Genomic DNA, 22,330 nt, shown 5'->3' with positions numbered 1-22,330 from the left:
AAAAACTGGAGTTTGCCGGATTATCGAGCAATAGTTCTAATTTCTTACCTTTAAATACGTTTTTACACACATAGGGAGGCAGGTGAAGGCTATGCTTACTCGCTGTGGCAACTGCGCTTAAATTTTTATCGAGATCATGATTATGTCCGCAACACCCTCCACCATCCTTGTGGTCGAAGACGACGCCATTGTTCGCATGCTGATCGTTGATGTACTGCAAGAACTGGAGTTCAGCGTGCTTGAAGCCGATGGCAGCGAGCGCGCTCTGGAACTGCTTGAGGACACAGCCCGTAACATTGACCTGCTGATGACCGACGTTGGCCTGCCGGGAATGGACGGCCGCACATTGGCTGCCAAGGCCCGCGAACTGCGCCAGACATTGCCAGTGCTGTTTGCCAGCGGCTACGCCGAGACCCTGGAGATTGCAGAAGGCATGGCGGTGATCGGCAAGCCTTTCTCCATTGACCAACTGCGCGCAAAAGTCAAAAGCATGCTGATCAATGCATGAGAAGTCTGTGGGAGCGGGCTTGCTCGCGATCGCGTCACTGCGGTGCCGCTGAAAGACCGCGTTACCCGCATCGCAGGCAAGCCACACACATGAAAATCAAAAGCCAGGCATACCTCTGCAATTGACGGCCCCACAGGGCTGTGGTTTCCTACACATCTTGTATCAGGTGCCCTTCACAGGGTGAAACGGGAAACCGGTGCGTCAGGCTTTTGCCCTGACAAGTCCGGCGCTGCCCCCGCAACGGTAAGCGAGAGAAACATCACGTCCACTGTGCCACTGGCATGGGAAGGAGATGTTTGCAGGTTCAGCCCATGAGCCCCTCGCAAGCCCGGAGACCGGCCTGATTATTTCGAATAACAAACCCGCGGTGGGCGGGCGCTGTTAAACCCTGCGAGCTTCGTTCGCGGGGTTTTCTTGCGCTTTGCTGCCCGTCGTCCGACCCGAGGCAAGCGCCATGTCCATCAGCACCAGCCGTACCCACTCCGCTGCGAGTAGCACCACCCAAAGCCAACGTATCGTGGCCGCTGTCGGCGCTGCCGTACTGGGCGCTTTGCTCGTTTACTTCGCCGGTTTTTCGCATATCGATGCCGTGCACAACGCAGCTCATGACACCCGTCACAGCTCCGCCTTTCCGTGCCATTGAGACTGCCTGCCATGATCACGCGTATCGCTCGAACGGCAGGCTTTACCGGCCTGCTTTCCGCCCTGCTGCTGACCCTGCTGCAAAGCTTTTGGGTTGCCCCGCTGATTCTGAAGGCCGAAACCTACGAAAAGCCCGCAGCTAGCGAAGTGCACGAACATGCCGACATGGCCATGCCTGCACATGAGCATGACGCCGAGGCCTGGGAGCCGGAAGATGGCTGGCAGCGCGTGCTGTCCACCACCGGTGGCAACCTGGTGGTCGCGGTGGGTTTTGCCCTGATGCTGGCGGGCCTGTACACCCTGCGCGCACCCGCCCGCACATCCCAGGGCCTGCTCTGGGGCCTGGCCGGCTATGCCGTGTTCTGCCTGGCGCCGACCATGGGCTTGCCGCCTGAACTGCCGGGCACTGCCGCGGCGGATCTGTTGCAACGCCAGCTCTGGTGGGTCAGCACTGCAGCCTCGACGGCCGTGGCCATTGCCTTGCTGGTATTTGGCAAGCATTGGGCACTCAAAGTGCTGGGGGTGGCGATTGTGCTGGTGCCGCATCTCTTTGGCGCGCCGCAGCCGCTGGTGCATTCAAGCCTGGCACCTGAAGCACTGGAGTCGCAGTTCAAAATTGCCGCACAACTGACCAACCTGGCTTTCTGGCTGGCACTGGGCGTGATCAGCGCCTGGCTGTTCCGGCGCAATCCTGCAGGTCAGTACTCGGCATGACAGCGACCGGCGCAGCGCCAAGCCTGGTGATTGGCCTGGGTTGTCGCCGGGGTTGCAGCGCACAAGCGCTATTGGCGTTGATCGAAGACAGCCTGAGCCAGGCCGGCATTGCACTGAGTGCGATCCGTGCCCTGGCCAGTATTGACCTCAAGCGCCACGAGCCCGGGCTGCTGCAACTGGCAACAGAGCTAAACCTCGAGCTGGAACTGTTCAGCGCAGCGCAAATGGCCGAATTTTCACCCCGGCTCAGCCATCGATCGGCTACCGCGTTCGCTCAAACCGGTTGTTTTGGCATTGCCGAAAGTGCTGCCCTGGCCCTGGCCACACAGCTGGCCGGGGCACCGGCGGCTTTGTTGATCACACGTAAAAAAACCTCCATGGCGACCTTTGCGTTAGCCTGCGCCCGGTAAAACCCGCGATAATCGCCCGCCTCACTATGAGCGTTGTTCACGAACAGCTCTATCTCGACCTTTTCAAGAGACTGCCATGACCGTTTATTTCATCGGCGCCGGGCCCGGCGATCCAGAGCTGATTACTGTCAAGGGCCAGCGCCTGATTCGCAGCTGCCCGCTGATCATTTATGCAGGTTCACTGGTGCCGCAAGCGGTCCTGACAGGCCACCAGGCCGAGCAAGTGATCAATAGCGCCGAGCTGCACCTTGAACAGATCATCGAGCTGATCAAGGTGGCCGACGCCAAAGGCCAGGATGTGGCCCGCGTACACTCCGGCGACCCGAGCCTGTATGGCGCGATTGGTGAACAGATACGCTGCCTGCGCGAGCTGGGTATCGCTTTTGAAATCATTCCGGGAGTGACGGCCACGGCGGCCTGCGCAGCCATTTTGGGAGCGGAACTGACCCTGCCTGATATTTCCCAGACCGTGATCCTGACCCGCTATGCGGAGAAAACCGTGATGCCCGCCGGCGAAGAACTGGCCAGCCTGGCACAGCACAAGGCAACCATGGCGATTCATCTGGGGGTCAAGAATCTGGACAAAATCGTTGCCGAGCTGATTCCGCACTACGGTAGCGACTGCCCTATTGCCGTGATTCACCGTGCCAGTTGGCCAGATCAGGACTGGGTGCAAGGTACGCTGGCGGATATTGCGGCCAAGGTTCAGGCCAAGGGCTTCCGGCGTACCGCGCTGATTCTGGTGGGCCGGGTGCTGGCCAATGACAGTTTCGCCGAGTCGTCGCTGTACCGGGCGGGGCATGCACACTTGTATCGACCTTGAGTGCGGCCTGAGGGCTTTTAAACAACCATAAAAAAACGGTGCTCACGGGGCACCGTTTTTTCTTCAGCTTCGCAGCGAACGCCCTGTTAGTAGTAGGCGTTTTCTTTCTGCGAGTGGTCGGTTACGTCACGTACGCCTTTGAGCTCCGGCACACGCTCCAGCAAGGTGCGCTCGATGCCTTCACGCAAGGTCACGTCCGCCTGGCCGCAGCCCTGGCAACCGCCACCGAACTTGAGCACCGCGATACCGTCTTCAACCACTTCGATCAGGCTGACCTGACCACCGTGGCTGGCCAAACCGGGATTGATCTCGGTTTGCAGGTAGTAGTTGATGCGCTCGTTGATCGGGCTGTCAGCGTTGACCATCGGCACTTTGGCGTTTGGCGCCTTGATGGTCAGCTGACCACCCATACGGTCCGTTGCGTAGTCCACCACGGCATCGTCCAGGAACGGTTCACTGAAAGAATCGATCCAGGCCGTGAAGCTTTTCAGGCCAATGGCGGTGTCTTCAGGTTTGACTTCAGCCGGCTTGCAGTAGGCAATGCAGGTTTCAGCGTACTGAGTACCGGGTTGGGTGATAAAAACGCGGATACCGATACCCGGGGTGTTCTGCTTGGACAGCAGATCAGCCAGGTAATCGTGGGCAGCGTCGGTAATCGTTATGGCGCTCATGGAATCTCCTCGCAGACATGGGACGCAGTTTACGCCAATCGGCGCGCCTGACAAAGTCCTAGTATTTTTGTCAGGAAAGCTGCGGCCCATTCGTTCAATTTCAACCGCCCCTTTACAGGTTTTCGTAGCGGTTCATGTCCAGTACGCCCGCTTCAACCGGGTCGGTTTCATTGATGTACTGGCCTATATCATGGAAGTACTGCCAAAACTGCGGGTGGCTGCGGCGGATGCCCCAACGCTCGACGATGGTGTCGAACGTTGCCTGATCCTTGCATTGCTCCATGGCCTCGACAAAGGCTTCGACCTGATCCGCAGGGATGTTGAACATGAAATTGGGGTAGCTGCTCAGCACTCCCGGGTAGATGGTCAAGGTGTCCAGCCCCGGCTCAAGGCGGTACTCCTCGCCCAGCATAAAGGCCACGTTGGTGTGAGCACGGTTGCGCAACATGCTGTACATCTCGCGCTTGCCGTCTGCACCTTCGATACGCAGCATGGTGGCTTCAGGCAATTGATTGATCACGTCCAGCCCGGCAGCAGGCCGCGAGGTCAAACGGCTGAGCGCTTGCTCGGCGTATTTGAATTCCTGCGCAATATTGGGCCGTGAGCAGTATGCACCCGAGCAGCGGTTGATCGGGTCGGGGCGCGCATTCAGGGTGCCGGTGCGCTCAATCAGCTTGAGGGCGAAGTCACGCTTGGGGTCGGCCGGATCGAGCTTCATGCCGGTCGGGGTGTCTGTGTCAATTTTCTGGTAGTCCATCCACATCTTCAGCTTGCCGCTGTTCTGATACCAGTCGCTGAGGATCGACGCTCTGGAATCGGCGGGCATCAGGCGCAGGAAGTTGACTTCGGCACCGTTGCGGATCAAGTCAAAGTACAGACGGGTCTGAGCCTGGTGCGAGACATTGCCGAATACGTCGAAGTTGACTGCCAACTGGTAGTAGGTGCGCTCCAGCAACGGGTAGTCGAACAGCCACATGGTTTGCGGGATCTCGCCGATCAGGCCCTTGCTGACACTGGCGCTGTCAAAGTGGCGGAATACCGTGAGCAAGGCGTTATCGTTGCCCGCCCACAGGGTCGACCAGCTTGGAGGCGGCATATCGGCATAGGCCTTTTGCCGCAGCTTTTCATAGTCGTTACGCTTGTCGCGGTAGTTGTGCCACAGCGAAATAACGCTGCCAACGTCGTCGATCTGCCCGGGCATTGCCAGCAAGGGCGTTGCCAGGCCGCGATACACCGCGTCGGTGACATAACGGTCCCGGGCAGGCTCCTGAAACACGGTCCAGAAGTTGTCGCGGATTACATCGGTGGCAATTTGACCACGGCATACCGGCCCGCGGATAAAGGTGCGCACAAAGTATTCAGCGTTATCGAGCATAAATTGATAGCGCGCGACTGCCGGGATAGCCTCAAAGGTTTCAAACGGATTGGCACGCCCGCGTGGCCCGTAACCCGGCAGTTTGGTGGCATGCCAGTCGCCGCTGTAGAACAGCTGCTTGACCCGCGCCAGCTTATGCGCCCCCATCGGGTAGGTGATATGGGTCTTGTGCACGATCACGCCCTGCACCGGCTGCAAGCGATAGTAAAACGCCGTGCCCGGGTCATCGTTGGGGCGACGGGTGGCGATCAGGTCGACAGGTTGCCCGCTGGGCGTGCGCGAGCGCACCCATTGGAAATAATGCCCCGGCACACCGTTGTCAAAATAGGTATGGGCAAGAAACAGATGCTCGTACAACCAGCGCGACACCAGTGCTTCGGTGGAACCCGGACGGTTGAACAGCTCTTCCCACTCGGCAATTTGCGCAGCCTCGACCGCTGTGGGCTTGATGGCCTGCTGATCAACTTTAGCGCCCTGCGCCAGCCAGGTCTGCACGGTGCTGTATTGCTGGTCGGTCAGGCCGGTAACGGCCAGCGGCATACCCTCCCTGGGATGGCTCTGGGCATAGGCATTGAACTCACCGGGCGCCGGGCAGACGTTTTCGCGGTTCAGGCCCAGGACGATGTCTTCGGGCAATTTGGCATTCGGGGTCAACGGCGTGCTATGCCCCAGCTCCAGCATGCGGGCCATCAGGGCTGCTTGAGCGCCCTGGGCGTCGAGTACCGAGTAAAAGCCCTTGTTGCGCCATTCATTGGGGCCGCTGGCATCGTAGAAAATCCGCGTTGGTGCCACGGCATCCACCCGGTCGCCCTTGTAGACCGGTACCTTGCTGGCACCGCGGGTCGCGCCCTCTGCACTGCCGAGGTTGAGCTGGCAGGCCGCATCATTGCAGGCGTGACAGGCAACGCATTTTTCGGTGAGGATCGGCTGGATATCCCGCGTATAGGAAATAGCCGGGCTGACCAACGGGGCCTGTGCCAACGCTGTACTGCACACCACCAGCGTCACGGCGCTGGTGAGTAGGCGAAAAAACATGTGCCATTGTCCTGATATCAAAAATATGTCGCGATTCTACCTGTCGAACAAACGTCGGAACATGAATCAAATTCATGTAAAACAGCAGACGCTCAAATCCCACGCAGGTTTGTTATGATTTCGCATCTTTTGCATGGCTCTAACAGGTAGTCCTATGTCTGACCGCAGCGCTCGTCTCCAAGCACTTCAGCAAGCCCTCAAAGAGCGCATTCTGATTCTCGATGGCGGCATGGGCACTATGATCCAAAGCTACCGTCTAGAGGAACACGACTATCGTGGCACACGCTTCGCCGACTGGCCGAGCGACGTCAAGGGTAACAACGACCTTCTGGTGCTCACCCGCCCCGACGTGATCGGCTCGATTGAAAAGGCCTATCTGGATGCCGGTGCCGATATTCTCGAAACCAACACCTTCAATGCTACCCAGGTTTCCCAGGCCGACTACGGCATGCAGGCACTGGCCTACGAGCTAAACGTAGAAGGCGCCCGCCTGGCGCGCAAGGTGGCTGATGCCAAAACGCTGGAAACCCCGGACAAACCACGCTTTGTTGCCGGTGTACTGGGCCCGACCAGCCGCACCTGCTCGCTGTCCCCGGACGTAAACAACCCCGGCTACCGCAACGTGACTTTCGATGAGCTGGTGGAGAACTACACCGAAGCCACCAAAGGCCTGATCGAAGGCGGCGCCGACCTGATCCTGATCGAGACCATCTTCGACACCCTCAATGCCAAGGCCGCGATTTTCGCCGTACAGGGCGTTTTCGAAGAGCTGGGTGTCGAGTTGCCGATCATGATTTCCGGCACCATTACCGACGCCTCCGGGCGTACCCTGTCGGGCCAGACCACCGAAGCGTTCTGGAACTCGGTGGCCCACGCCAAACCGATTTCCGTGGGTTTAAACTGCGCCCTGGGTGCCAGCGAACTGCGTCCGTACCTCGAAGAGCTGTCGAACAAGGCCAGCACCTACGTCTCGGCGCACCCCAACGCCGGCCTGCCCAACGAATTCGGCGAGTACGACGAACTGCCGGCGGAAACCGCCAAGGTCATTGAAGAGTTCGCCCAGAGCGGTTTCCTCAACATTGTCGGCGGTTGCTGCGGCACCACGCCGGGGCATATCCAGGCCATCGCCAACGCTGTAGCCGGTTATGCTCCGCGCCCGATCCCGGATATTCCAAAGGCCTGCCGTCTCTCCGGGCTTGAACCGTTCACCATCGATCGCAGCTCGTTGTTCGTCAACGTCGGCGAGCGAACCAACATCACCGGCTCTGCCCGCTTCGCCCGGCTGATCCGCGAAGACAACTACACCGAAGCCCTGGAAGTGGCCCTGCAACAGGTTGAAGCCGGTGCGCAGATCATCGACATCAACATGGACGAGGGCATGCTGGACTCGAAGAAGGCCATGGTGACCTTCCTCAACCTGATCGCCGGCGAGCCGGATATCAGCCGCGTACCGATCATGATCGACTCCTCCAAGTGGGAAGTGATCGAAGCGGGCCTCAAGTGCATCCAGGGCAAGGGCATCGTCAACTCGATCAGCATGAAAGAAGGCGTCGAGCAGTTCATTCATCACGCCAAACTGTGCAAGCGCTATGGTGCCGCCGTGGTGGTGATGGCTTTCGACGAAGCCGGCCAGGCCGACACCGAGGCGCGCAAAAAAGAAATCTGCAAACGCTCCTACGACATTCTGGTCAACGAAGTGGGCTTCCCGCCGGAAGACATCATTTTCGACCCGAACATCTTTGCCGTGGCCACCGGCATTGAAGAACACAACAACTACGCTGTGGACTTCATCAATGCCTGTGCCTATATCCGCGACGAACTGCCCTATGCCCTGACCTCGGGCGGTGTATCCAACGTGTCGTTCTCGTTCCGTGGCAACAACCCGGTTCGTGAGGCGATCCACTCGGTGTTCCTGCTGTATGCGATCCGCAACGGCCTGACCATGGGTATCGTCAACGCCGGCCAGCTGGAAATCTATGACCAGATCCCGGCCGAGTTGCGCGATGCCGTGGAAGACGTGGTGCTCAACCGCACCCCCGATGCCACCGACAACCTGCTGGCAATTGCCGACAAGTACAAGGGCGATGGCAGCGTCAAGGAAGCCGAAACCGAAGAGTGGCGCAGCTGGGACGTCAACAAGCGTCTGGAACATGCACTGGTCAAGGGCATTACTACCCATATCGTTGAAGACACCGAAGAGTCGCGCCTGTCGTTCAAGCGCCCGATCGAAGTGATCGAAGGCCCGCTGATGTCGGGCATGAACATCGTCGGCGACCTGTTCGGTGCGGGCAAAATGTTCCTGCCCCAGGTGGTCAAGTCTGCCCGCGTGATGAAACAGGCCGTGGCCCACTTGATCCCGTTTATCGAACTGGAAAAAGGCGACAAACCGGAAGCCAAGGGCAAGATCCTGATGGCCACGGTCAAGGGCGACGTGCATGACATCGGCAAGAACATTGTCGGCGTGGTGCTTGGCTGTAACGGCTACGACATCGTTGACCTGGGCGTGATGGTGCCGGCAGAGAAAATCCTGCAGGTAGCCAAAGAGCAGAAGTGCGACATTATCGGCCTTTCCGGCCTGATCACGCCGTCGCTGGATGAAATGGTGCATGTTGCCCGCGAGATGCAGCGTCAGAACTTCCACCTGCCACTGATGATCGGCGGTGCGACTACATCCAAGGCACACACCGCAGTCAAGATCGAACCCAAGTATCAGAACGATGCCGTGATCTATGTCACCGACGCTTCTCGCGCCGTGGGCGTGGCCACGCAATTGCTGTCCAAGGAACTGAAACCGGCCTTTGTTCAGAAAACCCGCGAAGAGTACGTTGAGGTCCGCGAACGCACCGCCAATCGTAGTGCCCGCACCGAGCGCCTGAGCTACCCGGCATCGATCGCCAAAAAACCGCAGTTCGACTGGGCCGGCTACCAGCCGGTCAAACCGACCTTCACCGGTGCCAAGGTACTGGACAATATCGACCTCAAGGTACTGGCCGAGTACATCGACTGGACGCCGTTCTTTATTTCCTGGGACCTGGCTGGAAAATTCCCGCGCATCCTCACCGACGAAGTCGTCGGCGAAGCGGCCACGGCGCTGTATGCCGATGCCCAGGAAATGCTCAAAAAACTTATCGACGAGAAGCTGATCAGCGCCCGGGCAGTGTTCGGTTTCTGGCCGGCCAATCAGGTTAACGATGACGACCTGGAACTGTACGGTGACGATGGCCAGCCATTGGCCAAACTGCATCACTTGCGCCAGCAGATCATCAAGACCGACGGCAAGCCGAACTTCTCCCTGGCCGACTTTGTCGCGCCCAAGGACAGCGGCGTGACCGACTACGTGGGCGGTTTTATCACTACCGCAGGCATCGGTGCCGAAGAAGTGGCCAAGGCGTATCAGGACGCGGGGGACGACTACAACTCGATCATGGTCAAGGCCCTGGCCGATCGTCTCGCCGAGGCCTGCGCAGAGTGGCTGCACCAGCAGGTGCGGACCCACTACTGGGGCTACGCCAAGGATGAGCAGTTGGCCAATGAAGAGCTGATCAAGGAGCAATACAGCGGTATCCGCCCTGCTCCCGGCTACCCGGCTTGCCCGGACCACACCGAGAAAGCCACCCTGTTCAAGCTGCTGGATCCGGAGGCCGAAGAGATGCGTGCGGGCAAAAGCGGCGTGTTCCTGACCGAGCACTACGCCATGTTCCCGGCGGCAGCGGTTAGCGGCTGGTACTTCGCACATCCGCAAGCGCAGTACTTTGCGGTGGGCAAGGTCGACAAGGACCAGATCGAAAGCTACACGGCGCGCAAAGGGCAAGATTTGAGCGTGACCGAGCGCTGGCTGGCGCCAAACCTGGGGTATGACAACTAACAGGTAGCAACGCTTCCGACACCCTGCAGTCGCTGCCGGATGCGATCGATGACCAATCGATCGCAATGTCCGGCAACGACGACAGTCACTATGGGTTAATCAGGCTGCGTGGACAGCGTTGCGAGAACCTCTCCCGAGAGACGCTCACGCAAAAGTTGCTCTTCGCTGCGCTTGCGCTCATCCAGAGCGCCGAGCTCCTGTTGATACACCTCCCCGAGATCGGCATGTCGGTCTTCCAGCGCTTTATGCTCCACTTCAAAACGCTCCTCCAGGGCCAGGAATTCCTCTGGATACTGGCGCTTGAGGTAATTGATCCAGTAGCCCTGCAGGATCAACTGCTCCATAAAGGCCGGCGAATTTTCGGCTGCCTTTATTTTCAAATAAGCACTTTCAATCTCTTGCTCAGTGACTTTCGCCGCATGGCTGTATTGCATGCCCCTGGGCTGCGCAGGCAGGTCGAGGCGCTCGCTCAGGCTAATGCGATAGGCCAGTCGAACCTCCGCAGCGTCCGCTCCACGGCGTGATTGATAGGCAAATTGCGCCACCTCCTCCACTTGCCCCAAGCGAAACAGGCGCCGGCCCAGCTCGAGCAACGCAGGCCCTTCCTGGCCAGCCACCACTGAGCGCAGGGCATTGAACTCAAACACCTTCACTTCCAGATCGCTGAACAGCAGGATCCGACCATCGCCACAGGTCACATCGGAATGACCGATGATAAATAGCTCGTCGCGTAACTGGCTATCGGATGCAGCTGCCTGCAGCACATTCCAGACCCGCCGGGTCAGGCCCGGTCTGTCCTGGATATAGTCCTGGGTGAATTGCAGCTGATCCAGCAAATAGAACAGCCCCCTGCTCTCCTTTTGCGCCAGCAGGTCGTCCCAGATCACTGGCCTCGGCGAGCCTTGCGGCTCCCCCACACACCAGCGGGCCTTTTGCTCGGCCAGTTGCTCGGGTGTCAGGTGCTCCAGATGATCGAGGTTTTCGTCGACACCAGCGGCCCCGTACTCAGGCTCATCACTGCTGAGCGAACCGTTATCGGAGAAGGCCAGGCCGTCTTCAATGTCCTCAAGGGAGCATCCGAGGTCATTGCCCGAAAAGCTCCTGTAGTCTCTTAAGGTTGCATAGCCTGATGTGGAGAGCAGGTTATGGGACAAATCAGTATGAGCCATCAATGCGTCGTTATCGCCCTCAAACAGCTCAACAGGGATCGTATCGATCTGGTTGTTGCTCAGGTTGAGGGTTCTGAGGGTCGGGGTTGTGAGTACCCGGGTCGGCCAGCGCACCAGCCTGTTCCCCCTCAGGTTCAGGGTTTGCAATTCGCTCATGCCAGTAAGGTCAAATGTGTCGAGCCTGTTGTAGCTCAGATCCAGCCATTCCAGGTGCGCCAGTGATTGCAACTGGCGACTCAAGCCCTCCTCGTCCTGCAAGCGGTTGTGGGCAGCCTCCAGCCGGGTGAGGTTTTCAAGCGAGCCGATTCCCTCCGGCAAACGGGTCAGCTCATTATTATTGAGGTGCAAGGTACGCAAGCCGGGAAATTCGCGGATAAACCCTTGCGAGCCCCCGGCAGTAATGCGTACACCGCTGAGGTTCAGTGTGGTGATATGAGTCTGGGACACATTCAGCGGCGGTATATCCCCCAGGCACAGGTCCGAGAAGTCCAGGGTATGCACAGACTCGGGCTGCGCCGTTGTGACGGTCTCCAGCCCATCGCGCCAGGCCTGCATGATCCTGTCAGCCGCACGCCTGCGATCGACGGCACTGACCCAGCGTCCGCTTTCCCTGTGGCCCGGAATATTGATCCAGCCATTCAGGCGCTGGACCAGAGCGTCGTATTGGTGATTCCACTCGGCAAGCCGGGCGTCGATTTCCAGCACACCCATGCCACGGGCCTGCATCTGTTCAAGGTATTGCACTGCATCATGCAGGCTCAGATCGGGATGGACCCTTTGCAGCAGGGTGGTGCGGTTCAATTCCGGGGCACCGGGCTGAAATATCGGTGCGGGGCTCAACAAGACTTCATCCGTCTTCAATACTGGAGCGGCCGCCAACAACAGGTCAGGCCTGTCAGCGACAATGGCAGGGAAAAACTCGGGCGTTCCCCCGGTCCTGCGTGCTGCCAGTAATCCGATCGCTATATTGGCTGCCGTGTCGCGTCCCGAACGCTGGGCATAAGCCCGCAAATCGGCACAGCTTTGCGCATCCAGCTGGCAACCATTCAACTTCACCCCCTGCATCAGTGCCTCATGACCCACGAGAGCCGTCGCAGGGACCGTCCTGATTGCGCTGTTGCTCATATCCAGAAACCGCAACCTGGGTAGATCAAAAACCCCGGCTGGCCAGCTGCGAATGGCTGTATGACTGAGATCAAGCGACTCCAGCTTGGTCAGCGCCCCGATATCCAGCGCTGTCACCCGGTTGCCCTGCAGATTCAAGCGCACGAGCCCACGCAGGCCACTCAACTGCATCTGCAACGAGGGGCTCATCACCAACTCGTTGTGCGCCAGGTTGAGGTCTGTAAGCTGGCGCAAATCACCCAGAGCATTTGGCAGCAAATCCAGGCCGTTGCGGCTCAGGTCCAACTCCCGGAGCTGGCCGAACGCCTGCAGAAATCGATCCATTTCCTCGCCAGCCACCTCCAGTTCGCTCAAATTAAGGCGATGGACATGGGCAAACGCCTGCCCCCCCGGCACAGGTGGCAGGGAACTGATTATTTCGTCTGCCAGATCCAGCTCCTGATTTACAGTACTGACCCGCCAGGAAGGCCCGGCGCCAGCATCCTCCAACCCCAGTCGGGGTGAAATTCCAGCACGCCAGCAGCGCTGAATCTTGTCAGCCGCTTGCCTGCGCAACAGCGTTTGCGTCGTCTCAGGATCCTGAGATACCCAGGCCTCCAGAGCCTCGGAAAACCTGTAGTGCTCTTCATGCAAGCCGTTAACGCGCCGCATCAGCTCAGCCACGGCTTGTTCGCCAAGGGTCCACCGCGCAATTACCGTACTGGCAAACAGTCGGTCATGGGGCATGAAACGGGTCAGGCAACCTGTGCAGTAAGCGATTGTCCATTTCTCCAGATCCACCGTTCGCACAGGATGGGTACGCAGGCGCTCGTAGGCTCTTATGGCCGTTGACGGCTCAATGCCTGACCAATCCAGAAGCAAGCCCGCCCATAACTGCTGATGTCCGGTGAACAGCTCATCGGGCAACGTTGTTATCGAAGTTCCAAACAGGTCCAGGGTTTCAAGATCAGTGAGATCCAACAGGCCTGCTGGCCACTGAACAAGTCGTCCTTTGACCTGCAATTGCCGCAGCCGCGGCCAGCCACTGACATCCAGCGTTTCCAGTGCCCCCTGCACAGACAGGCATTCGATCTGCCCAAGGGTTGTCAGCCGGTCCATGAACTCACGGGTCAAGCCCTGCCAGTCGGCTTCCAGTGACAGCTCGCTGACCGTGGGCAACTGCGCCAATGCATCGGCAACGGGCATCATCTGTGATCGCTGAAGGCTTATTTCCAGGCGCTCCACGCTGGGGAAGCGCTTGACAAATCCGGCATCGGGCTCGCTCACCATCAGGTCGGCGCTCAGCCGCAATGTCCGCACATGGGAAAAGTCAGCGTCCAGTACAGGAAATTCACTCGCCCAGCTAAGGTCAAATTCAAGATCCAGATAAGCAAAAGGTTCAATACGACTCAGTACACCCTCCCGCCAACAACCTACCAGCCTGTCAGCCGTCAAGCGCCGCATCCGTTGGTTAAAGGGCCCGTTGGCTGCGCTCGACCACTGCTCCAGTGTGGTACGCAATGTGTCCAGCTCACGTTGGCGACTGGCTAGAAAATCGAATATATGCTGGGCAGACTCTCCGTCGTCGATGCGCTTGCGCACATAGGCCTCGGCCTGTTCGTCGCTGATCTGCGGGCAAATATCGCGCACACGGCTTATCAACGACGGACTTACGTCAAAGGCTGCCCCTTTGCCCGACAAGGCATAGCCGATCCGACCATTGATTCTCTGCAAGGCGGGTCTTGCTGCCACAGGATGCAATTTCAGCGTGCGGGCCATTTCCCTGCGATGCGAAGTGGCGTAGCGAGCCACTGCAGCCGGGCTGACGACGCTTTGACTGGCGCTCAGGTGCAACATTGCCTCAATGGCCAGACGCTCACTGTCGACATTCGCCAGCCCCGGCACATACAGGCCGGCCAGCGCCCGGTTCAAACGGCCCTGTTGCGCGTACTCACGCGCCAGCCGGTCCAGCCGCCTCGACCCCCGACCTGTCCGGCGCAGGCGTGCCACATCATTCTCACCGGCAAGCTCAAGCACTTCCTGAGCCGCAAACTCAGACAGCATGGGAAATCGTCGACGTACTAATTCGACATTGGCTAGAGCCGTCCGGCCTGTGCCGGTCAGACGGGCAAGCAGTGCGTGCTTGCCCGCTCTTGTGCCATCGACCAGCATGCCCAGCTCCCGCTCAACCCGGTATTGTTGCAATGTGTCCCTCAACAAAGCAGGCACGGGCAGGCAGTCCACATGCACCCTGCGCAAGGTTTCGTCACTGACAGCACTGATGTCGCCGATCTGCCCCAGTTCTTCATCATCGAACATGCGGGTCACGTGCCCCAGTCGACGCAGCAAGGTCGGGCGCTCCCATTGCAAGGGCTGTTCATGCTCGAGACGCCAGGCTCCTTCATGGTTATGCATGAGGATTGGCTGATAAGCATTTTCGTCGCTCGGATGCTTTATCCTCCAGGCATTAAGCTGCTGATCGAAGGCCTGCTCGTAGAACTGTCGGCCCACCTGGACCCAGGTTTTGCCGTCTGCCCGATACTGGCCCAGAGCATTGGGCTCAAGCCGGGTATTGAGCGGCAACTGGCATTGATAGGCCTCGATTTCGGGCCGCCACAGACGGGTTTCACCGTTGGGCAGGACGATTTGCCTGAACCTGTCGATCCCGGCGGACTCAGTCGCCAACCTGCCACTGGCTAAGTGGCCTGCAACCCCTGTTGCACCACTCAGCACGATATTCAGCGCAACGGACTCCACATGCGACCAGGCATCCTCGACATCGCCTGCCTGCCACGACTCGATGCCCTGGTAGATGTCCATACTCATCTGTAGAGCCATCACTGCCATCATGACCTCCCCTGCACCGGGGATTAAAAACGCTGCCACATTCAACACATCAAGACCAAGGCCAAGGTAGTCATCAAGACGCTGCTGCAAGCGCTTGCTGTCGGCATCGGCTGTGGGCACTGCAAGTGCCCGGGCATTGGCTTTGAGCCTGTCCAGATGAAGGGTATTGAGGGCCGTGAACAGCCCTGCTGATGACGTTTCGATGCTTACCAGCTCCAGCTTCAGGTCCACCTCATCAACATAATCTGCTGGCTCGATACCTCTCGGATCAGGCGTGGTCTTGTACAACTGATGATTCAATCGCTGCAAAAAAAGTGCGGCGTTTCCTTGGGGGACCAGACTGGCAAACAGCTGCTGATACGCGGGCAGACGCAAATTCAGACCCAGCTCATACTGAAATGCTTCCAGCGAGGGGTATTCTTTGAGTGCCGAGAACGGTGCCCCCGGGATATAGACCACCACGGGTTCAACCTCAGGTTTTTTCATCAGCGGCACACCGCTCAATCCGGTGCGCTCCCATTCCAGAACCGGCCACCTGGAACGATCCGGGCCGATAATCAACACCTCGTCCAAGACCTGGCCATAGAGCTGGAGCTGGCTGAACACTACAGGTTTTGCATATAACGACACACGCGGTTGCTCCTCCAGCAACGCACTGATCATGGCAAAACCAGAGTCAGTGATATGCCGTTGCAGCAGTGCCCGATGCAAGCGTACGGCCAGCAGTGCTTTTTGCGCCCGGATCATCAGGGCGCGCACCGCTGGTGGGGCAAAAACCGCCTGCAGATGGGCCTGGTACTGCTGCCCCAAATCCAGGGATCTGCACAGCTGTGAGAACACTTCGGGTGACATGGGTAATGTTTCGCGGTAAGCAAAACCGGGAACCGGCCGAAGACTTTCCCACTCCTGTCGGAATCTGTGTGCCACAACCCCAGAACCATGCACCAGGGTGTCCGACACAATGGCCAGTTGATCAGGGCCCTTGTCTGGCTGGAACCGTTCGACAGGTAAAGCGCCCTGCGGCGCCAACGCGCTAAGTTGTCCTGCGACCCTTTGGGAAAAATCTTCACTGGCGTCAAAGTTGAGCAGCGCAGCCTCTAACAGGCTGTGTTGGCGCACGGGCTGATTGCGACGCAGATAAAACAGCCGGTCTGTGTTGACGTCCATTGCCCGGCCTTGGCCAAGGTGACTGTGCAATGCCTCCTGCAAGCGGGGCTCGGCAAACTGGGTGATCCCCTGCAGGCCTTTCAGTGCCCTGGCCAAGGCCTGATTGGCAGCCCGGCTGCGAGCCTGGCTGTCGAGCAGGGCCTGACGCAGCCACCGTGGTGCGCGGCCGAGCCCATCGGCTGCTCCAGCCTCTGAAGCATGCGCCGGAAACAATCCCGGCTTGAGGCGTTTGATATCTGCCACAGCGCTGTGTTTGACCCAGGCGGGTATTCTGGATTTTATGAAGGCTGCGTGGGGCCCCGGCCCCGAGACAATGTACGAACTTTGCATGACCGGCTTCTTCCTGAAACGCATGTGAATGAGCGCCTCAGTACAACCGACAGTGCCCGGGCATGGGTGGTAGATAGTTAATGGGCCTTGAAGTTGACTACGCTATGGGATGTAGCCGTTCCAACCTCAGACAGCCGAGGCATCTATGAACGATCCTGCCGACAACAAGCCGCCGAGCTTCTGGCAAATGCTGCACAGCGTCATGGCCGCTGCCTTTGGCGTGCAAAGCGGAAAAAACAGGACTCGGGATTTTTCCCACGGAAAAGCCTCCCACTTCCTTATCATGGGGCTGCTATTTACCTTGGTGTTTGCCTTGACCCTGTACGGGATCGTCACGCTGGTGGTTCATCTGGCGGGGGTTTAGGGACGCAAATTGGCAGCGCGTACCTGAGTGCCGGGCACGCAAAGGCCTGGGGGGGCCATGCACAACGTTGGCATTGTTGAGCATGCCAACGCCAGCGAGGGCGGCACCAGGTAATGTCGACAAGCTCTTTAGCGGCTACATCCGCCTGATCAGCCTCGACCTAGCACGCTTGCTACTGGTGGCTGACCCAGTACACGGCAGTAGAAACCACCAGAATGATCAGAAAGAAAATGGCCCATGCATCGACCTTGCTGTCGCTTTTACGCGCTTTGACTGGAGTACTCATCGCATCGCCTTTTTTCGGTTTTATGGGTGATTGCTTGAAGTCCTTAAAACAGTTAAGTCCAGCAATGCCCTTCCCACAAGTAAGGGATTGAGAATCAAACGCTTATAGTCGTTTTGGTTCTTTGCATATGCTTAAACATCACTTTTGCGCATAACTACAAACTGGTATCGTGCCCCGCTCCTTGGGGAGTGCGCGGCCGTGCGCGCAGATAAGCTGTTAGCAGCCTGAGAACAGGACCTATATGTACGTATATGACGAGTACGATCAGCAGATCATCGAGGACCGCGTCAAGCAGTTCCGGGATCAGACCCGACGCTATCTGGCAGGTGAGCTGAGCGAAGAAGAGTTCCGCCCCCTGCGCCTGCAAAATGGCCTTTATGTTCAACGCTTTGCCCCAATGCTGCGGGTCGCTGTGCCTTATGGCCAGTTGACTTCGCGTCAGGCGCGAATGATGGCCAAAATCGCTCGTGACTATGACAAGGGCTATGCCCACATCAGTACCCGCCAGAACGTGCAATTCAACTGGCCTGCGCTGGAAGACATCCCGGACATCCTGGAAGAACTGGCCACCGTGCAGATGCACGCCATTCAGACCAGCGGCAACTGCCTGCGCAACGTCACCACCGACCAGTTCGCCGGTGTTGCTGCGGATGAACTGATCGATTCGCGCCCTTGGTGCGAAATCGTGCGTCAGTGGACGACTTTCCACCCGGAATTCGCCTACTTGCCACGCAAATTCAAAATTGCAATCAACGGTTCGACATCTGACCGTGCAGCCATTGAAGTGCATGACATCGGCCTGGAGCCGGTGCTCAACGACGCCGGCGAAGTGGGCTTCCGTGTACTGGTAGGTGGCGGCCTGGGCCGTACCCCGGTAATCGGTGCCTTCATCAATGAGTTCTTGCCGTGGCAAGACCTGTTGAGCTACCTCGAGGCCATCCTGCGTGTCTACAACCGCTATGGCCGTCGTGACAACAAGTACAAGGCGCGGATCAAGATTCTGGTCAAGGCGCTGACGCCTGAAGTGTTCGCCGAGCGTGTTGAGGCCGAAATGGTTCACTTGCGCGGCGGTTCGAACACCCTGACCGAAGCCGAGGTGCAGCGTATCGCCAAGCACTTCGTCGATCCTGACTACAAAGCCCTGCCCGACTTCGGCGCCGAACTGGCCGAACTCGACAAGCAGCACCCGGGTTTTGCCCGTTGGCGCGTACGCAACACGTTGGCCCACAAAAAACCGGGCTATGTCGCCGTTACTTTGTCGCTCAAACCTACAGGTGTAGCCCCGGGCGATGTGACCGACAAGCAGTGGGATGCCATCGCCGACATGGCCGACCGTTACAGCTTTGGCCAACTGCGTACTTCCCACGAGCAGAACATTATCCTGGCCGATGTCGAAGAGAGCCAGCTGTTCACCATGTGGGGCGAGTTGCGCGAAAATGGGTTCGCCACGCCCAACATCGGTTTGCTGACCGACATGATCTGCTGCCCTGGTGGTGACTTCTGCTCCCTGGCCAACGCCAAGTCGATCCCGATTGCCGAATCGATCCAGCGCCGCTTTGAAAACCTGGACTACCTGTTCGACATTGGCGAACTGGATCTGAACATTTCCGGTTGCATGAACGCCTGTGGTCACCACCACGTCGGGCATATCGGGATTCTCGGCGTAGATAAAAAAGGCGCCGAGTTCTATCAGGTATCCCTGGGTGGCAGTGCCAGCCGTGATGCCAGTCTCGGCAAGATTCTGGGCCCGTCCTTTGCCCAGGACGCCATGCCGGATGTGATTGAAAAGCTGATCGACGTCTATGTTGAAAAACGTACCGAAGACGAACGTTTTATCGATACCTACCAGCGTATCGGCATTGACCCTTTCAAGGAGCGCGTCTATGCAGCGAATAATTAAGAACAACCAGGTCATCGATGAAACCTGGCACTTGCTGCCCAAGGAAACCAGCTTTGACGAAATCTCCAATTGCGACGACCTGATCGTGCCTTTGGTGATGTGGCGCGAACACGGCCACGCACTCAAGGCCCGCGACGGCGGCCTGGGCGTGTGGCTGGACAGCGACGAAGAAGCTGAAGAGCTGGGCGAGGACGTGGCGAACTTTCAGGTTATTGCCCTGAACTTCCCGGCTTTCACTGATGGCCGCAGTTATTCCAACGCCCGTTTGCTGCGTGACCGCTATGGTTATAAAGGCGAACTTCGCGCCATTGGCGATGTTCTGCGCGACCAGTTGTTCTATCTGCATCGCTGTGGCTTTGACGCATTCGCCATCCGTGCCGATAAAGACCCTTACGAAGCGCTGGAAGGCCTCAAGGACTTCTCGGTGACCTACCAGTCTTCAACCGACGAGCCGATGCCGCTGTTCCGTCGTCGCTGATGCTGTGGCTGGCCCTGGTTACCCAGGGCCAGCGCCTGCATAACCCTGCGCAGGGTCAAGATTGCTCCTGCTCGAAAGGGTGTTTTTCAACTTCTTCACGGGTCAACTGGCTGATCAGTTCTTGCCTGGCCAGCAAACGACTTTCCCCTACAGCTTGGGTTTTCGACACATACTCCTGACTGGACAGCCTCTCCCTAGCCAGGTAAAGCCCCTGCATGCGTTCATGCAGCGGTGAGTCAACCGACTGAAAATGCTCGGGGTATTTCTTCTCCAGAAAGCGCTCCCAGAACCCCTGCTTTTCAATGTAAGCAATCCTCGCTTGCGCTGTATCCTCAGTCAAAACATACAGCTTGGCGGCTTCAAGCTGCTCGAGCGTGACATTGGCGACTCTTTCAAAAATCATGCTCTTGGGCCGCGCCGGCAAGCCAAGGTCAGCAGCCAGTTTGACCTGATAAAACATCTGTATCTCCAGCGGATCAACCTTTGCAATTCGCGCCTGCAAATCAGCCGGGCTGAGCCTCTGCGCCAGACGCAGCGCTTGTGCCGAACCCAAACGATAGGCCACACCCTGTTGTTCCTCCGCCGTCATGTTCGCCAAGGGCTCAGATGCAAAATCCGGGCTGACCTCATCGATCAAGCCCTGCAATTGGCGCACGTACTCTGATTGCTCGGCATGGACTGCAGCAATTCGCGCCTCAACAACCCCCTGTACATGTTTATCCAGCAGTTCGATCCGCAGAAGTCCTTGTGCCAGTTGCAGCAGCTCTGCTTCGGCATTGACCGAGCTTTGCGCAATAAAGATCCGGTAACGAAGTTCAAGATCCGAAAAAATCATCGGAATCCCATCGGCGCAGGTATTGGGATTGGCTGAAACCTCAAACAGCTGGTTACGTAATTCGCTGAAATCGTGCATGGCATTGAGAACTTGCCAGACCCGTTGGCTTAAACTTTCACGTCCATGCAAATACTGGGAGGACGCACTGAGGTCTTCCAGCACGCGAAAAAAATCACTCGACCCGGCGATATCCCTCAAGCTGTTCCATACACGCGTCTCTGAGAACGTTGGCCGGGACGCCCAGTGAAAGATGCCGCGTACCTGGTCAACATGCCGACGTCGCGGAGCAATACCAAAACTGATGCCGTACTCTCGCCGATAATTCTCAAGGCGGCGTAACGAGTCGGCACTCAAAGGATTGTCATGCAGGTGAGTAACACTATTGATCGCTGTTCTGCCAGGTGACAAAACCTCCAGTGGAATGCGACTAATATTGTTGTCACGCATATCCAGGGTCTGCAGGTGGCTGAGCGACTCAACCCCTTCAGGCCAAGTCAGCAGACCACTGTAGCGTAGATACAAACGCTCAAGGTCAACCATGCGAGTCACCGAAATACGCCTGCCCAAGGGATTTCCCGTTAAATTCAAAGATTTCAACCGGGTCAGTCCCGCCAGAGCCGAAGCGGTTCGCCCGCTCAATACAATATGATTGTCCTGCAAGTTCAAGTTGACCAATTCGGACATACCGGCAATTTCCACGGGCAACTCACTGAGCTGGTTACTTTTCAGGGACAGGATGCGTAAGTTGGGAAACTTTTCCAAAAATGAACCGGGAAACTTTCCATTGGGTGAGTTGCTCAAGTGCAGTGCACTGACATGGGAAAAATCTGCCGATATCTCAGGCAAGCAATCAACTGGCCAACTATTGAGGTTCAGCACATATCCGGTGTGCTCACCCACGCTCACGGTTGCAGTCTGTCGGCGCCAGACATGGAGCAAAGCCTGGCTGATTGCACGCTTGTCCTGGGTCGTCACCAGTACCCGCGGGCCATTGCGCCGCTGACTCCAGACCGGCGAGTCCACCCAGCGCTCAAGATCGCTACGCAAGGTTTGAAGTTCGGCCTTGAACCTGGCCAGTACCCGGGTGGTCAACGCAGGTGAAAGTTCAAGATGGTATAAAAACTGGCTGACCGTTTCCTCACTCATCAACGGAAAAAGATCCATCACAAGATCCTTTATCACCAATGGCCTGCTCGCTTGCGCGGCATGGCCTGAGCGACCGCTGAGCCTGTAGCCTGCCCGCCCATCGGCCAGGCGCATGGGCGATTTGAACCAGGGTTTAACCTGCTGCATCCCCAGCGCATTGGCACTTTGCGCGCGATGACCGGCCGCATGGGATGCAATTTTCCAGCTTAAAAACACCCCCGGGTCAGTGTCGGGAAGCCCAAGCGACATACGCGCGGAAGACGGCAAGGCTTTGGCCACACATCTGCAAAGATAAGGGCTGCTGTATATATCATCTGTCGCGAGGCCCAAAAAATGGTACTCGCCCGCGCTTTTAAAAATCTCCTGGCTGTATCTGGACAACGGATTACCTACGGAGCTCAGTACTTGACCTGTGGCTCTGTCGCGCAATAGCAAGCGCTGACTGGGTGGCCAATCAGGCAAGTGGGTAAGGGTTTGCCATGCCAATGTATTGCTATCAACGTTACTTAGAGCCTCGAAATAGAGTCCCTCCAGTGTAAGCGTCCAGCCGCCCCACCTTTACTCGGGCTGTGGACCCAGCGGTAGTAGCTCATCGATCCGGCTATTGGGCCAGGCGGGGAGTTTTTCCAGTGTGGCTTTGAGCCAGGCGGCGGGTTCGAGG

General features: G+C 57.9%; 14 protein-coding genes and 1 riboswitch. Of the genes, 9 read left to right on the top strand and 5 right to left on the bottom strand.

What is annotated here, in order from left to right; all coding sequences use genetic code 11:
• The first annotated feature begins 142 nt into the window (after nt 1–142).
• The 5 genes from HBN79_RS02595 to cobM all read left to right on the top strand — a co-directional run bounded on the left by HBN79_RS02595 (nt 143) and on the right by cobM (nt 3,097).
• A complete protein-coding gene (locus HBN79_RS02595) occupies nt 143–508 on the top strand; it encodes a response regulator (RefSeq protein ID WP_095024740.1) in 366 nt (121 codons plus the stop codon).
• Between the two features lie 147 nt (nt 509–655).
• A riboswitch (cobalamin riboswitch) is annotated at nt 656–867 on the top strand.
• Between the two features lie 95 nt (nt 868–962).
• Nucleotides 963–1,151, top strand: coding sequence for a CbtB domain-containing protein (locus tag HBN79_RS02590; protein ID WP_095023582.1), 189 nt, complete (start codon nt 963–965; stop codon nt 1,149–1,151).
• A gap of 11 nt (nt 1,152–1,162) precedes the next feature.
• A complete protein-coding gene (locus tag HBN79_RS02585; protein ID WP_169916210.1) occupies nt 1,163–1,864 on the top strand; it encodes a CbtA family protein in 702 nt (233 codons plus the stop codon).
• A complete protein-coding gene (locus HBN79_RS02580) occupies nt 1,861–2,274 on the top strand; it encodes a cobalamin biosynthesis protein (protein ID WP_095039093.1) in 414 nt (137 codons plus the stop codon). Before HBN79_RS02585 ends, HBN79_RS02580 begins: the two co-directional genes overlap by 4 nt.
• A gap of 76 nt (nt 2,275–2,350) precedes the next feature.
• On the top strand, nt 2,351–3,097 hold the full coding sequence (gene cobM, locus HBN79_RS02575; RefSeq protein ID WP_095000399.1) for a precorrin-4 C(11)-methyltransferase: 747 nt from the start codon (nt 2,351–2,353) through the stop codon (nt 3,095–3,097).
• Nucleotides 3,098–3,183: 86 nt separating this feature from the next.
• On the opposite strand, the gene nfuA is transcribed toward cobM, so the two are convergent.
• Nucleotides 3,184–3,768, bottom strand: a complete 585-nt coding sequence (gene nfuA, locus HBN79_RS02570; protein WP_016781101.1) for a Fe-S biogenesis protein NfuA — start codon at nt 3,766–3,768, stop codon at nt 3,184–3,186.
• A gap of 112 nt (nt 3,769–3,880) precedes the next feature.
• Nucleotides 3,881–6,178, bottom strand: coding sequence for a fatty acid cis/trans isomerase (locus HBN79_RS02565; RefSeq protein WP_169916209.1), 2,298 nt, complete (start codon nt 6,176–6,178; stop codon nt 3,881–3,883).
• 154 nt (nt 6,179–6,332) lie between these two features.
• Here HBN79_RS02565 and metH point away from each other — a divergent pair, with 154 nt between their 5' ends.
• Entirely contained in the window at nt 6,333–10,043 is a 3,711-nt protein-coding gene (gene metH / locus HBN79_RS02560) for a methionine synthase (RefSeq protein ID WP_095020030.1), read from the top strand.
• Nucleotides 10,044–10,138: 95 nt separating this feature from the next.
• Here the strand turns inward: metH and HBN79_RS02555 are convergent, their stop codons facing one another.
• Complete coding sequence (locus tag HBN79_RS02555; RefSeq protein WP_169916208.1) at nt 10,139–16,660, bottom strand: NEL-type E3 ubiquitin ligase domain-containing protein; 6,522 nt, start codon at nt 16,658–16,660, stop codon at nt 10,139–10,141.
• A 145-nt stretch (nt 16,661–16,805) separates the two neighbouring features.
• Here HBN79_RS02555 and HBN79_RS02550 point away from each other — a divergent pair, with 145 nt between their 5' ends.
• The 3 genes from HBN79_RS02550 to HBN79_RS02540 all read left to right on the top strand — a co-directional run bounded on the left by HBN79_RS02550 (nt 16,806) and on the right by HBN79_RS02540 (nt 19,688).
• Complete coding sequence (locus HBN79_RS02550; RefSeq protein WP_095000403.1) at nt 16,806–17,024, top strand: DUF2970 domain-containing protein; 219 nt, start codon at nt 16,806–16,808, stop codon at nt 17,022–17,024.
• A gap of 527 nt (nt 17,025–17,551) precedes the next feature.
• Nucleotides 17,552–19,210: a nitrite/sulfite reductase gene (locus tag HBN79_RS02545; protein ID WP_016781107.1), complete on the top strand. Its 1,659-nt coding sequence runs from the start codon at nt 17,552–17,554 to the stop codon at nt 19,208–19,210.
• The gene (locus HBN79_RS02540) at nt 19,194–19,688 is read left to right on the top strand and encodes a DUF934 domain-containing protein (protein ID WP_095000404.1); all 495 of its coding nucleotides are present in this window, start codon (nt 19,194–19,196) and stop codon (nt 19,686–19,688) included. The genes HBN79_RS02545 and HBN79_RS02540 overlap by 17 nt, the downstream gene beginning before the upstream one ends.
• 55 nt (nt 19,689–19,743) lie before the next feature.
• Here HBN79_RS02540 and HBN79_RS02535 read toward each other — a convergent pair whose 3' ends face one another.
• Complete coding sequence (locus HBN79_RS02535; protein ID WP_262372202.1) at nt 19,744–22,050, bottom strand: NEL-type E3 ubiquitin ligase domain-containing protein; 2,307 nt, start codon at nt 22,048–22,050, stop codon at nt 19,744–19,746.
• 177 nt (nt 22,051–22,227) lie between these two features.
• On the bottom strand, nt 22,228–22,330 hold a 103-nt coding region (locus HBN79_RS02530; RefSeq protein WP_169916207.1), incomplete at its 5' end, for a transposase domain-containing protein.

This window comes from Pseudomonas sp. WS 5051 (assembly GCF_012985715.1).
In the GTDB taxonomy this organism is placed as follows: domain Bacteria; phylum Pseudomonadota; class Gammaproteobacteria; order Pseudomonadales; family Pseudomonadaceae; genus Aquipseudomonas; species Aquipseudomonas bubulae.
Note: the sequence above shows the minus strand (reverse complement) of the source record. Positions and strands in the feature narration are given on the sequence as shown.

Excerpts from the sequence above, each read along its gene's own strand:
- HBN79_RS02595 (WP_095024740.1), top strand. The coding sequence starts at position 143 with ATGTCCGCAACACCCTCCACCATCCTTGTGGTCGAAGACGACGCCATT.
- HBN79_RS02590 (WP_095023582.1), top strand. The coding sequence starts at position 963 with ATGTCCATCAGCACCAGCCGTACCCACTCCGCTGCGAGTAGCACCACC.
- HBN79_RS02585 (WP_169916210.1), top strand. The coding sequence starts at position 1,163 with ATGATCACGCGTATCGCTCGAACGGCAGGCTTTACCGGCCTGCTTTCC.
- HBN79_RS02580 (WP_095039093.1), top strand. The coding sequence starts at position 1,861 with ATGACAGCGACCGGCGCAGCGCCAAGCCTGGTGATTGGCCTGGGTTGT.
- cobM (WP_095000399.1), top strand. The coding sequence starts at position 2,351 with ATGACCGTTTATTTCATCGGCGCCGGGCCCGGCGATCCAGAGCTGATT.
- nfuA (WP_016781101.1), bottom strand. The coding sequence starts at position 3,768 with ATGAGCGCCATAACGATTACCGACGCTGCCCACGATTACCTGGCTGAT.
- HBN79_RS02565 (WP_169916209.1), bottom strand. The coding sequence starts at position 6,178 with ATGTTTTTTCGCCTACTCACCAGCGCCGTGACGCTGGTGGTGTGCAGT.
- metH (WP_095020030.1), top strand. The coding sequence starts at position 6,333 with ATGTCTGACCGCAGCGCTCGTCTCCAAGCACTTCAGCAAGCCCTCAAA.
- HBN79_RS02555 (WP_169916208.1), bottom strand. The coding sequence starts at position 16,660 with ATGCAAAGTTCGTACATTGTCTCGGGGCCGGGGCCCCACGCAGCCTTC.
- HBN79_RS02550 (WP_095000403.1), top strand. The coding sequence starts at position 16,806 with ATGAACGATCCTGCCGACAACAAGCCGCCGAGCTTCTGGCAAATGCTG.
- HBN79_RS02545 (WP_016781107.1), top strand. The coding sequence starts at position 17,552 with ATGTACGTATATGACGAGTACGATCAGCAGATCATCGAGGACCGCGTC.
- HBN79_RS02540 (WP_095000404.1), top strand. The coding sequence starts at position 19,194 with ATGCAGCGAATAATTAAGAACAACCAGGTCATCGATGAAACCTGGCAC.